This is a genomic window from Janthinobacterium sp. HH104 (genome assembly GCF_001758715.1).
GTDB lineage: Bacteria > Pseudomonadota > Gammaproteobacteria > Burkholderiales > Burkholderiaceae_D > Janthinobacterium > Janthinobacterium aestuarii.
Genome location: NZ_LRIB01000042.1, coordinates 12,584 through 25,878, shown reverse-complemented (window position 1 = coordinate 25,878; position 13,295 = coordinate 12,584). Strand labels below are relative to the sequence as shown.

At 65.9% G+C, this 13,295-nt stretch carries 7 protein-coding genes; 2 read left to right on the top strand and 5 right to left on the bottom strand.

Annotation, left to right across the window (positions count from 1 at the left end):
* Positions 1-178 precede the first annotated feature (178 nt).
* The 4 genes from JAB6_RS19600 to JAB6_RS19585 form a co-directional block, all read right to left on the bottom strand.
* Positions 179-811 carry a hypothetical protein gene (locus JAB6_RS19600; RefSeq protein ID WP_139143450.1) on the bottom strand — a complete coding sequence of 211 codons (633 nt, stop codon included), beginning with the start codon at positions 809-811 and terminating at the stop codon, positions 179-181.
* A 116-nt stretch (positions 812-927) separates the two neighbouring features.
* Positions 928-3,594 (bottom strand): bifunctional acetate--CoA ligase family protein/GNAT family N-acetyltransferase, encoded by a 2,667-nt coding sequence (locus JAB6_RS19595; protein WP_070304176.1) that lies wholly within the window; start codon positions 3,592-3,594, stop codon positions 928-930.
* Positions 3,595-3,700: 106 nt separating this feature from the next.
* Positions 3,701-4,693 carry a DUF2804 domain-containing protein gene (locus tag JAB6_RS19590; protein ID WP_070304175.1) on the bottom strand — a complete coding sequence of 331 codons (993 nt, stop codon included), beginning with the start codon at positions 4,691-4,693 and terminating at the stop codon, positions 3,701-3,703.
* Positions 4,690-5,967 carry a winged helix-turn-helix domain-containing protein gene (locus tag JAB6_RS19585; protein ID WP_254671702.1) on the bottom strand — a complete coding sequence of 426 codons (1,278 nt, stop codon included), beginning with the start codon at positions 5,965-5,967 and terminating at the stop codon, positions 4,690-4,692. Before JAB6_RS19585 ends, JAB6_RS19590 begins: the two co-directional genes overlap by 4 nt.
* A 378-nt stretch (positions 5,968-6,345) precedes the next feature.
* Between JAB6_RS19585 and JAB6_RS19580 the strand changes: the two genes are divergently transcribed.
* On the top strand, positions 6,346-9,558 hold the full coding sequence (locus JAB6_RS19580) for a di-heme oxidoredictase family protein (RefSeq protein WP_070304174.1): 3,213 nt from the start codon (positions 6,346-6,348) through the stop codon (positions 9,556-9,558).
* A 33-nt stretch (positions 9,559-9,591) separates the two neighbouring features.
* Here the strand turns inward: JAB6_RS19580 and JAB6_RS19575 are convergent, their stop codons facing one another.
* Entirely contained in the window at positions 9,592-10,932 is a 1,341-nt protein-coding gene (locus JAB6_RS19575) for an ATP-binding protein (protein ID WP_254671701.1), read from the bottom strand.
* A gap of 184 nt (positions 10,933-11,116) precedes the next feature.
* On the opposite strand from JAB6_RS19575, the gene JAB6_RS19570 reads away from it, so the two are divergent.
* Positions 11,117-13,270, top strand: a complete 2,154-nt coding sequence (locus JAB6_RS19570; RefSeq protein WP_070304173.1) for a TonB-dependent receptor — start codon at positions 11,117-11,119, stop codon at positions 13,268-13,270.
* Positions 13,271-13,295: the final 25 nt, after the last annotated feature.

Sequence of the window (13,295 nt, the reverse complement as noted above, 5' to 3'; positions counted from 1 at the left end):
CACCATCATAACAAAGCCCGGGGTATTGCATCGGACAGGTATGTACAAGTTACCAATTGAGTAACACAGTGATTAGCACAGTGAGTAACACAGCATTTCCCCCATGGGAGCGCCAGCGCAAAATCAGGGCGGCGTCCCCGGCGCAAACGCGAGAACGGGGTGTGCGCTCGCTCCCCGTTCAAGCCTGCGCGCGCAGCGGCTGCGGCGGCACGGGCGACGTGGACTCTGTGCCATCCGCTATCGTTTCGGCGCTGCCGCCGGCTGCCGGCAAAACAAAAGGCAGCACCTGCGCCTTGCCACGGCGCGCTTCCTGCGCGCGCGCGTCATGGGCGAGGAACTGGTAGGCGATGGCAAACCACGTTTCGCCGACGATGACCTTGCGCGCCAGCGCGAACAGTTCGCGCTCTTCTTTTTCCAGGCGCTGCAGCAAGGCCGCGCAAAAGGCGTCGATGGCCGCGCACAGCTGCTCGGCCTGCAATTCGGAATGGTCGATGGCGGCGCCCGCGCGCTGCTGCACGACGTTGATGCTTTCCAGCGCCGCGTGGTTCAAGCCGTTGAGCTCATTGAGCAAACCGTCCGCATGCGGCGCGGCCTGGCGGATGGCGGGAATCAGATACATCTCCACCTTGCGCCAGTAGCCGCCCTGGTACAGCCGGCTCAGCCAGTCGCCCGCATACTGCAGCTGGGCCAGGTTGAGCCGGCTTTGGTGGCGCAGCTGCACATGCATGTACTTCTGAAAGGCCAGCAGACTCATGCGGATGCTGGCCTGTTCCACCGACAGGGAAACCAATATATATGTTGCCGTAAGCATGCACTCACTCCCGAAAATGGGCTGGATATCTGATCCTGGAAGTGAAAGTGTAAAGACTACCGACAGCGGCCGGTTTGATCCTGCACAAACCCGCGGTGGGCCAGCCGCGCTTTCTTTTACGGCGCGCGCAAGCCGATATGCAGGTTGACAACACCAGGCTCTTCCGACGGCGTGACGTCGCCGCCAAAGCTTTTCACCAGCCGCTGCATACCCTTGTTGCGCGCCATGGCCTCGCCCACCAGCGCCTCCGTGCCGCGGCTGCGGAAATAATCGACGAGCTTTTCGAACAGGATGTGGCCCAGTCCCTTGCCTTTCAGGGCCGAGCGCACGGCGATGGCGAAGTCGGCGTGGATGTTATCCGGGTCGGCCACGGCGCGCACCACGCCCAGGGTTTCCGGCTTGCCGTCCGGCCCCGTGTGCGTGGCAATGAAGGCCATGGCGCGGTCGTAATCGATCTGCGTCAGGCGCGCCAGCTGCGACACGGGCAGCTCGCGCATGGAAGTAAAGAAGCGCAGGCGCACGTCGTCCGGGTCCAGCGCGTGGAACAGGTCCATGTGCTGCGGCGCGTCCTCGGGGCGGATGGGGCGCAGCAGAATCGGCTGGTCCATCCACGTCACCTGCTCTTCCAGTTCCTGCGGATACGGGCGGATGGCCAGGCGGTCGCGCTGCTGGCCCGGCTGCAAACGGATGCGCGCGTCGAGGGCGATCACGCCATCGGCGTCGGCCACCAGCGGGTTGATGTCGAGTTCGGCCAGTTCGCCGATGTCGGCCACCAGTTCGGCCACCTGGATCAGCGTGTAGCAGATAGCGTCGATGTCGGCCGGCGGCTGGTTGCGGTAGCCGGCCAGCAGTTTCGACACGCGCGTGCGCGCCAGCATGTCGCGCGCCAGCACCATGTTCAGCGGTGGCAGGCCGATGGCGTGATCGGCCGTTACTTCCACGGCGATGCCGCCCTGCCCCACGAGGATCACGGGGCCGAAGGCGGCGTCGGTGGTCACGCCGACGATCAGTTCATGCGATTGCGGCCGGCGCGCCATCTGCTGCACCGTGAAGCCGTCGATCAGCGCGTCGGGCCGCATGCGGCGCACGCGCTTGAGCATGGCGGCGGCGGCCGTGCGCAGGATGTCGGGCGTGTCGAGGTCGAGCGCCACGCCGCCCACGTCGGATTTGTGCGCGATGTCGGGCGAATGGATCTTCAGCGCGACGGGATAGCCGATGTCGGCCGCCACGGCCAGCGCCTCTTCCACGTCGGCTGCCATGCGCGTGGTGGCGACGGGAATGCCGTAAGCAGCCAAAATCTCTTTCGAGCGGCATTCGCCGAGCACCGTCTGGCCGGCCGCCAGCGCGGCGGCGACGATTTCGCGCACCCTGGCGCGGCGCGGCGTGGCCGACATGGGCAGCTGCGCCGGCACCTGCATCAGGGTTTCCTGGTTGCGCCGGTACTGCACGATCTGCATGAAACCATGCACGGCCTTTTCCGGCGTGTCGTAGGTGGGAATGCCGGCCCGGTTGAAGACCTGGCGTGCGGGCGCCACGGTGGTGCCGCCCAGCAGGCATGACAGCACCGTGCGCGAGGTGGCCTTGATCAGCGGCGTGACGGCTTCGGCGATGTCGATCGACGAGACCATGGCCGTTGGCGCGTGCAGCAGCAGCAAGGCGTCCGCTTGCGGCTCGTCGAGCAGCGGCTTGATGGCGTCGGCATAGCGCTGCACGGCCGCGTCGCCGGGCAAGCCCACGGGGTTGTCGTGCGACCAGCCGCGTGGCAGCGCCTTTTCCAGCGCGATCACGGTGTCGGGCGACAGCTCGGCCAGCTTGCCGCCGCTGCTCACCAGCGCATCGGTCGCCATCACGCCCAGGCCGCCGCCGTTGCACAGGATCGCCAGGCGCTCGCCGCGCTGCGAGCGGATGTGCGTGAGGGTTTCCACGGCGTCGAACAGCTCTTCGGCCGAATACACGCGCAGCATGCCGGCGCGGCGGATGGCCGCGTCGTACACGGCGTCGGAGCCGGCCAGCGCGCCCGTGTGCCAGGCCGCCATGGCCGCGCCTTCCGCCTCGCGCCCCGCTTTCAGGACGATCACGGGTTTGCTGCGCGCGGCCGCCCGCGCGGCCGACATGAACTTGCGCGCGGCCTGGATATCTTCCATGTATAGCAGGATGGCGGCCGTGTCGATGTCGCCGGCCAGGTAGTCGAGCAGGTCGCCGAAATCGATGTCGTAGCTGGCGCCGAGCGAAATGAACTTGGAAAAACCCACGCCGTGCGCGTTGGCCCAATCAAGCACGCCCGACACCAGCGCGCCCGATTGCGACACGAAGGCGATCTTGCCGCTCGTCGCGCCGACATGGGCGAAGCTGGCGTTCAAGCCCAGTTTCGGCACGAGCAGCCCCATGCTGTTGGGGCCCAGGATGCGCAGCAGGTGCGGCTTGGCCGCTTTCAGCATGGCCAGGCGCAGCGACTGTTCGCGCACGGGAACGAGGCCCGACGTCATGACGATGGCCGCGCGCGTGCCCAGCGCGCCCAGTTCGCGGATCAGGGCCGTGATGGTGGCGGGCGGCGTGCAGATGATGGCCAGGTCCGGCGCCTTCGGCAAGTGCGCCAGCTTGCGGTAGCATTTCAGGCCCATCAGTTCGTCGTACTTGGGATTGACGGGCCAAATCTCTCCTTGGTAGCCGCCGCCCAGCAGGTTGTACAGGGCGATGGCGCCCAGCTTGCGCTCGCGCGCCGTGGCGCCGATCAGGGCCACCGAGGCCGGCTTGAACAGCTTGTCGAGATTACGGATACTCATGTTCTGGCCTCATGGTTTGCCGAAGCGGCTTGGTCACGTCCCAGTGTATAGGATGCGTTGCCAAAAAAACTTGACCTTGTCACGCGTTTCGCAAAAAATCACGCGCCTACCAGCGCGAACGGTGGCTTTCCGTGACACCGGCCAGCTGCGCCACGATACGCTTGGGAGACTCCGCGCTGGTGCGCACCCAGCCGCTGAAAGTGCCGATGGGCTGGATGTAGCGGCTGGCGGCGATCCACAGGTTTTTGTCTTCGCGCCGCGCGCCTTCCGGCTTGAAGTGCAGGTCGAGCAAATCGTCGTCCGTCCACACATGCCACGGCGCCAGCGGATTGTCGGGATTGAAATCGAAATGCGCGCGGCCCAGCGGATACAGCTGGCCATCGAGCCACAGCGCGTTTTCATGCGCGCCGAAATAGCCGGCCTGCAGATTGAAACCGAGGTCCAGGCTGTGCGCCGAAGCCCAGCGCCACTCCGTCTCGCGCGCCAGCAGTCCGTTCGAATAATCGAAGCTGGCCACGCCATCGTCCAAACTGTAGCCGACGGCGCCGCAGCGCACGGTGCCCCACAAGGGTAAGCCGCCCGACTTTTGCGTCGCATGCACGCTGCCCCCCTCGCCCACGGGGCCGATGGCCAGCAGGGTGGGCGCCACGGGCGGGCCCCATTCCGCATCGATGCCGAAATGGCCGCAATCGAGCCGCAAACGGTAACGCTGCTGGGGCTGGGCCTCAATGCTGATTTTTTGCGACAAAAAACGGAAACGGCTGCTGGCGCCCGCATGCGGCGCCACCGATGCGCACAGACCGGGGATGCCATCCTGCGAAAAGCTGGCCACGATCTTGCCCTTGTGGCGGTCGAAGGCATACGCGAAGGCCGTGCTGGTCCAGCCCAGGTCGACGATGGCCACGCCGCAAAATACGGCCGGTGTCGACAGGGCCACGTAATGCCAGCGCTTGTGGTGGAACAAGCGCCAGAGGCCGCCGCGCGCGTACGGCGGCGCCAGCGCGGCCCAGTCGAAAGCGTCCAGCTGGCCCGTATAGCGGCCAAAACATAGCTGGCCGTCGGCGTCGAGCAGCGCGGGCGGAGCCGGCGGCAGCATCATGCGGCCTGCCTTGCGGCGGCGCCGCCGTCGTGCAGCGCCTCGGCCAGCAGCGCGCCAAAAGCGGCCGGCTGCGCCTGGGCTATCTCAATATCCGGGCAGACATGCCAGAGCGCCAGGCGCCGCACGGCGCCAGCCACGTCCTGCACCAGGCGGGGACTGACGCGCACGCCGTCTTCCAGCGCCAGCGACTTGATCTCGAAGCGCCCCTGCGCGCGGTGCGCCTTGGCGTCCAGCCGTCCCACGAGCGCGCCACGGCGCAAGATCGGCAAGGTGAAGTAGCCGTAGCGGCGTTTTTCAGCGGGCGTGTAGCATTCGAGCCGGTAGTCGAAGCCGAACAATTCCAGGGCGCGGCGGCGGTCCCAGACGACAGGGTCGAACGGCGACAATATCGTCGTCAGCGTGGGCGCCAGCTTGCCGGCGGCCGCCGCACACGCCAGTTCCGCGTGATCGGCATGCACGTACACGGCGTCCATCCAGCCATCGACCGTGCAGCGCAGCAGCGTACCCTCGTCCACCAGCGCCTGCAAATCGTGCGCCAGGCTGGCGCGCGGCTGTTTGGTGCGGAAGTAGTCGCTGATCCAGCTGGCGCGCGCCAGGCCCAGCGCCTTCACGCTGGCCAGCAGCAGGCGCCGGCGCACCTGTTCTTCGGTCGGCAGCAAGCCGTCGTGCCAGCCCGGCAGCACCCGTTCGGCCAGGTCGTAATAACGCTGGAACTGATGACGCTTGGCGATCATCAGCACGCCCGAGGTAAACAAGACTTCGAGCGAGCGCTTTTCCGGCTTCCAGCTCCACCAGCCGCCCGCCTGACCATCCGTGCGCTCAAAATCGGCCGAGCGCGCGGCGCCGTTGGCGCGGATATGTTCGAGCACGGAAGCGACGGCCTCGCCCTGTTCGGCCATCCATTTGACCGAATACTTCCAGCCCATGGCGGCCGGGTCCAGCATGCGGTGGCGGTACAAGCCATAGTCTTCAATGGGCACGAAGCACGCTTCATGCGCCCAGTATTCGAACAGCGCGCCCTCGGCCAGCAATTGCTCGAGCCACGGCTGCGGATAGTCGCCCAGCCGGCTCCACAGCACCAGGTACGGGCTGCGCGCGACCACGTGGATGGTGTCGATCTGCAGCACGCCCATCTGGCGCACGGCGGCCAGCACGTCGGCCTTGACGGCCTTCTTGCGGCGCGCCTGCAGCAAGCCCTGCGCGGCCAGGTGCAAGGCGCGCGCGGCGGCCAGGGAGAACGGCGCGAGTATCGGTGCGGCAGGCGGAATCGGCAAGTTCAGTTCTTCCTCAAAAAAAGGGGACGCGTCGGCGGCAGGCATTTCAGGAAGATACCGCATTCCCGTCGCGCGCCATGCATTTTTTTCTTGAATTTTATTCATGCCATCGCACATTTTTACTCACCTTGCGCACCAGCATAGTGCAAAAAACCCGGGCTATATGAACAGTTGATGACAAGCGCACGAGACTTCTTGACATGCCTCATGCGCTTCTATAACTTAAGAATAATATTGCCATAAGGCAATTAAATTGTTCCCCTATCTTTGCCCGCAAGGCGCTGCCGTGGCGGTGAAGCACGCGCAACACCATAGGCGGGATGCGGAGGTAGCCCGTCTGACCAATCTCGCATAACCAATAAAAACAAGGAAGATCGCATGCACACATCCCTGCTTCGGCCCCGGCAGCACCAGGCCGGCTTCATCCACTTTTCCAGGCGGCGCCTGCCGCTGGCCGTGGCCCTGCTGCTGGCGGCATGCGGCGGTGGCGGCGACAAGCCGGCCACGCCCGCCATGGCCCAGCACCTGCTGGCGCAGGCATCGGCCGAAACGGCACTGACGCCAGTCGCCGCCACGGCCAGCTCGGCGGAACGGGGCGACCTGTCAGCCAGCGCCGCGATCGACCGCAACGACGGCACGCGCTGGGGCAGCGGCTTTACCGACAACGAATACCTGACCCTCGATTTCGGCACCTCGCAGCGCATCACGCGCGTGCATATCGCCTGGGAAAACGCGCACGCCAGCGCCTACCTGCTGCAGGTATCGGACGACAATACGCACTGGACCACCATCCAGAACGTCAGCGACAGCAAGGGCGGCATCGAGGACATCACGGGGTTCGACGCGCAAGGACGCTACCTGCGCATGCAGGGCGTCAAACGCGCGGGCCAGTACGGCTACTCCATCTTTGAAATCCAGGCATTCTCGGGCACACCCGTACTGCCGCCCGTGACGCCACCCGTCACCGAACCGCCCCCGGTCACCATCGATCCGGGCCAGCCCGGCGTGGCCATCTCGCCTGTGGCCGCCACTTCCTCTCCCGTGGAAAACGCCGGCATGTCGGCCGCCATGGCGATCGACGGCAAGACGGGCACGCGCTGGGCCAGCAAGTTCGAGGACGGCGCCTGGATACAGTTCGACTTCGGCGCGAAGACGCCCGTCGGCTACATGAAACTGCTGTGGGAAAACGCGTACGGCAAGCAGTACGCGCTGCAGGTATCCGACGACGGGCAGAACTGGTCGCAAGTGCGCTACGTGAGCAATGGCCACGGCGGCACCGAGGAATTCTTCAACCTGGGCATCCATGCCCGCTACATCCGCCTGCAGGGCGTGGCGCGCGCCACGCAGTATGGCTATTCGCTGCTGGAAGTGAGCTTCAAGACGCCGGGCAGCGACAACAGCCTGCCGTCGACCGCGACGTCGGCGCTGAAATTCCCCGCCAACGGTGCCGGCTGGACACCGCTGCCCGCCGCCGCGCAGCCGCTGGAAAGCCTGCAATTCACGCTTGCCGACGGCACGCTGGTGACGCGCTTCGGCGCGCGCGGCCTGGCGCGCCATGGCCGCGAGCGGGGCGAGGAATGGAATGAGATCGGCTACGGCCCGAATGAAACGGTCGATCCCGTCACGGGCCTGCCGCAGGACAAGGGTCCGGGCAACTACCTGACTTTCGTGCCGCAGTACTTCAAGAACCGCACCTGGGGCGTGGAAATCATCGACAACAGCAAGGTAAGCGGCGTCACCAAGCCCACCTTGATCGTCAACCAGTACACCACCGTCGATTTCCTGTCCGGCGGCGTGGCCTTCTTCCGCGGCTTCGACCGTCCCGGCGTGACGGGCTACGGCTGGATGTCGCCGGGCGAACTGGTGGACCGCAACGTCCCCGTCTGCAAGCCGATGGCCTACCCGGCCAACGACAGGCTGACGAACGCCAACGGCATCAACGGCGCCTGCACCCTTTTGATCAAGGAATATCCGGGCCATGGCGGCCTCGATGCCGTCGGCATGCCAAACGGCACCGACGTCAAGGCGCGCGCGCTGACGGCCGGCGACATCATCGAAGTGTCGCCATCGATGTTTTCCACCACCGCGTCAATGGCATCGAAAGGCGATGATGGCGGCATCCGCTACTACTCGTACGAATGGACGTATGTGGTGGGCGCGGGACTGCGGCCGTGGTATGGCGTGCAGCCGCGCCTCAATGGCGTGCCCCTGCCGGAAGAAACGCTGTCCGGCGGCCTCGGTTCCGTGTCGTATAACTACTCGGACAACGCCCTGTTCATGTTCCAGCAGCCGCACAACAACATCGGCATGCAGAACATGCAGCGCTTTGTCGAGGGCCGCCGCCTGGTGCACACCAACTTCACCACCGGTGACCACAACGAAGGCGGCAACGACCGCTACGCGCCCGCCGTCGGCCTGCAGGGACAGCGCTACGGCCAGTCGGCCTGCATCGCCTGCCACGTCAACAATGGCCGCAGCCCCGCGCCGATGGCCGTGAACCAGCGCCTCGACACGATGGCCGTGCGCGTCGCCAGCATCAATGCGGCGGGCCAGCAGGTGCCGCACCCGCAATACGGCACGGCGATCCAGATGAATGCCGTGTCGCCGTCCGGCGTGCCGCAAAACTGGGGCAACAGCGTCAGCGTGGGCGGTTTTACGACACGCAAGAGTACCCTGGCAGATGGCACGCAGGTCGAACTGCGCAAGCCGACCTTGGCCTTCGAAGGCCCCGTGCCGCAAATCGTCTCGCTGCGCGCGGCGCCACCGATGATCGGCACGGGCTTGCTGGAAGCCGTGCCGGAAGCCGACATCCTGGCGCGCGCGCGCAGCACGCCGGATGCCGACGGCGTCATGGGCCTGCCCAACTATGTGTATGAACCGGAGACGGGCGCCGTGCGCCTGGGCCGCTTCGGCTGGAAAGCCGCGAAAGCCACCTTGCGCCACCAGGCCGCCGACGCGCTGCTGCTGGACATGGCCGTCACCTCGCCCGTGTACCGCAACCGCGCCTGCATGGCGGGGCCGGTGGCCTGCGCGGCGGGCGGCGCCCAGCCGGGCATCTCGGAAGCGGACCTGCAGTCGATCACGCAATATCTGGCCCTGGTGGCCGTGCCGGCACAGCGCAGCATCGCCAGCGGTTTCCCGAAAGGCGTGGCGCCGATCGAGGAACTCAAGGTCGACCCGCAGCAGGTGGCCGCCGGTTCGAAGCTGTTCCAGGGCATGCGCTGCGCCGCCTGCCACACGGTGGAAATGAAGACGGGCGCGGGACATCTGTTCGCGGAACTGCGCAACCAGACCATCCGCCCGTACACCGACCTGCTGCTGCATGACATGGGCCCCGAACTGGCCGACACCTTCACGGAAGGCCAGGCGCAAGGCAGCATGTGGCGCACGGCGCCCCTGTGGGGCATCGGCTACACGGAAAAAGTCATGGGCAATGGCGGCAAGGCCGGCTACCTGCATGACGGCCGCGCGCGCAGCCTGACGGAAGCGATCCTGTGGCACGGCGGCGAAGGGACCAAGGCACGCCAGCGTTTCGAGAACCTGTCGAAGACGGACCGCGACGCGCTGCTGGCTTTCCTGAAGTCGCTATAAAGTCGGTCTAAGCACCTTGCCCTGGCGGGGCCGTCATGGAAACACGACCGTCACCGCCAGCCCCCTGCCCTGCAGCCCTTCGCCAAGGACGATGTGCGCGCCATGCCGTTCGGCGATGCGGCGCACGATGGACAGTCCCAGGCCGCTGCCGGGCAGCGCTGTGCTCCCAAGGCGCACGAAGCGTTCGAACACGCGCTCGTGCAGTTCCTCGGCGATGCCGGGCCCCGTATCGGTCACGCGCAGATAGCTGCCTCCCGCCTCCACGCCGCAGCTGACGGCCACAAAGCCCGGCGCAGGCGTATAGCGCAGCGCATTCTCGACCAGGTTACGCAGCAGCAGCTGCAGGCTGTCCGCATGCAGCGCGCACGGCGCCGGCGCCATGTTCACGCTCAGCGACAGTCCGTACGGCGCGGCCAGCGCCTGCCATTGGGCGCCCTGCTGCGCCAGCAGGTGCGCCAGGTCGCCCGGCGCCAGCGCCAGTACAGTATCCTGCGCCTGCGACTGCGGATCGAGCTGCGCCAGCGCCAGCAGCTGGTTGACGAGGCGCGTGGCGCGCTCCACGCTGGCGCCCAGGGCGGCGATGAATTCCTCGCGTTCGTCCGCGCTGCGGGCCCGCTGCAGCACTTGCAGATTGGTCTTGATGGCGGCCAGCGGCGTGCGCAATTCGTGCGCCGCATCGGCCGTGAAGCGCTGCTCGTTGTCGCGGCTTTGCCGCACCCTGCCGAACAGGCGGTTTATTTCCAGCAGCAGCGAATGCAGTTCGGCGGGCGCGCCCGCCAGCCTGACGTCGGCCAGTTCATCGGGCGTGCGCGCCGACACTTCATCGGCCGACGCCTGCAGCACGCGAAACACGCGATGGATGCTCCACCAGATGGCGATCGTGGCCAGCGCCACCAGCAGCAGGCCGAACAGCGCGATGCGGTAAAAGAAGCCGCGGCTGATGTCGTCGCGGTGGCTGGTCGGCTCGGCCACCAGCAGTTGCAAAGTGCGCTGCGGGTCCCACAGCGAAAACAACCGCCAGCGCTGGCCGCCGATGCTGGTCCAGGACAGGCCGTCCGGCGCGCTGCGCGACAGGGCGATATCGGACGCCGCGTCATTGCGGTACAGCACGCGCTGCTGCGCGTCGCGCACCTTGAACAGCAAATACTGATGGGGATTCGGATGGCCGCGCAGCGGCACGTCGATCGGCCCCGTCAAGCCGTGTTTGCGCGCATCCTTTTCCACCAGCGACAGCAGCAGATGGCCCGTCTCGATCAGCGACTGGTCGAACAATTCCTGGCTTTCGCGGCGCGCTTCCACGTACACGATGGCGGCGCTGCCCACCCACAGGGCCAAGGTCAGGCCCAGCAGCACGGCCAGCAGGGTGCACCGCAAGGACCAGGTTTGCAGGCCGCCGCCAGCCGTTAAGAATCTCTTAAGAACTTCTGCGCAAGATCCGGAGCGAAATATTTTTTGGGATGCCATGCCCGCAATTGTAAATGATTCTTATTGCGTCAATGATTCCCATTAGCTTGCACAGCAACACACACCAATAACTCATCCACCATCAGGAGTTTGCATGTCCAACAGCACCCGCCGCGCGCGCCTGCCGCGTCCCACCACCCTGGCCCTGGCCGTGGCCGCCCTGTCCTGCCTGCCGGCGCACGCCCAGACGGGCGCGCCTGCCAGCATGCCGGAAGTGGTGGTCTCCGCTTCCGGTTTCGAGCAGGACATCAAGCAGGCGCCCGCCTCGATCACGGTGCTGACGCGCCAGGAACTGTCGAAAGAACGTTTCGGCAACCTGACGCAGGCGCTGGAAAGCGTGGAAGGCATCGACGTGGGCGCGGCGGGCGACAAGACGGGCGGCATGAACATCAGCATCCGCGGCATGCCCAGCGACTACACCTTGGTGCTGATCGACGGACGGCGCCAGAACGCGGCCGGCAACGTCACCCCGAACGGCTTCGGCGGCACGCAGACGAGCTTCATGCCGCCGCTGGCCGCCATCGAGCGCATCGAGATCATCCGCGGCCCCATGTCGACCCTGTACGGCTCGGACGCCATGGGCGGCGTGATCAACATCATCACGCGCAAGGTGGGCAAGCAGTGGATGGGCTCCGTCTCGGCCGATTACACCGTGCAGCAGGAATCGGACTTCGGCGACGTCAAGGCCGGCCGCTTCTACCTGAGCGGCCCCATCGCCACCGACCTGCTGGGCCTGTCCCTGCGCGGCAGCAAGCAGCGCCGCGATGCGGCCGACATCCGCTACAACGACGGTACCGGTACGGAAGTCGTGCCGAACATGGGCGCCAACCCCGTGCGTGCGGACATTGAAAACTTTGGCGCGCGCCTGGCCTTCACGCCGAACCGCTACCACACCGTCATCCTCGACGCGGATGCGGGCCGCCAGACCTACGATAATTCGAAGAAACAGCTGGGCACCCTGGGCTTGCAGGGCGGCTACGGCCCGGAACAAAAATATAACCGCGACCAGTGGACCCTGTCGCACACGGGCCGCTTCGGCTTCGGCACCGTGGACAGCAGCTATATGGTGAACAAGACGAAAACTCTGGGCCGCACGATCCCGCCAGGCACGCCCGGCGCCGTGGCCGGCAGCGCGCGCACGCTGGAAGTGGAAAGCCAGGTGTTCGACACCAAGCTGGTCATGCCATTAGGTAAGCACATGGCGACCGTCGGCGCGCAATGGTGGAAGGCGGAAATGACGGATGGCGTGGCGCCAAAGAAATTCGAATTCACGCAAAAAGCCCTGTTCGTGGAAGACGAATGGCAAGTGCTGGAGAACGTCGCGCTGACCTTCGGTGCCCGTTATGACGATCACAGCATCTTCGGCGGCCAGACCAGCCCCCGCGCGTATGCCGTGTGGAACGCGACGCCGAGCTGGACCGTCAAAGGCGGCATCAGCAAGGGCTACAAGACGCCGCGCGTGGAGCAATTGTCGCCCGGCATCAACGGTTTCGGCGGCCAGGGCACGATCCCCCTCGTCGGCAGCCCGGACTTGAAGCCGGAAACGAGCACGACAACGGAAATCGGCGCCTACTTCGACAACCTGGCCGGCTGGACGGCCAGCGGCTCCCTGTTCAACAATGAGTTCAAGGACAAGATCACGACGGGCACCGGTCTCGTCAACTGCGACTATCGTCCGTCGCCGAACCGTCCAGGCTGCGTCAGCTTCGGCAACTGGCCCAACGTCGATGCGTTTGGCCAGTCGGTCAACGTGGATGAGGCCGTCACACGCGGCGTCGAGCTGAACACGCGCTTCCCGCTGGGCAAGACCTTGTCGGCCAGCGCCAACTACACGTACACGGAAAGCGAACAGAAGAGTGGCAGCAACGCGGGCAAGCCGCTGAGCGACACGCCCAAGCACGCCGTCAATGCACGCCTGTCGTGGGATATCTCGCGCGAATGGAACGGCTGGCTACGCGCCGAGTACCGCAGCGAGCGCTTCCGCGATCCGGGCACCTCGGCTTCCACGCGCGCCGCCAAGGCCGCGCTGGGCGACTACAAGGGCTACACCATGCTGCACCTGGGCACCAGCTACCAGCTGAACAAGCGCGTCACCCTGAACGCGGCCGTGTACAACCTGCTCAACAAGGACTTCATCGACTACCAGCCGTACCGTGGTTCGTCGGCGCCGACCTTGACCTACGCCAACCGCTATGTCAATAGCCTGGACGGACGCCGCCTGTGGCTGTCGGCCACCGTCGATTTCTGATGAGTTGATGGCTGACCAGCCATAG

Excerpts from the sequence above, each read along its gene's own strand:
- JAB6_RS19600 (WP_139143450.1), bottom strand. The coding sequence starts at position 811 with ATGCTTACGGCAACATATATATTGGTTTCCCTGTCGGTGGAACAGGCC.
- JAB6_RS19595 (WP_070304176.1), bottom strand. The coding sequence starts at position 3,594 with ATGAGTATCCGTAATCTCGACAAGCTGTTCAAGCCGGCCTCGGTGGCC.
- JAB6_RS19590 (WP_070304175.1), bottom strand. The coding sequence starts at position 4,693 with ATGATGCTGCCGCCGGCTCCGCCCGCGCTGCTCGACGCCGACGGCCAG.
- JAB6_RS19580 (WP_070304174.1), top strand. The coding sequence starts at position 6,346 with ATGCACACATCCCTGCTTCGGCCCCGGCAGCACCAGGCCGGCTTCATC.
- JAB6_RS19570 (WP_070304173.1), top strand. The coding sequence starts at position 11,117 with ATGTCCAACAGCACCCGCCGCGCGCGCCTGCCGCGTCCCACCACCCTG.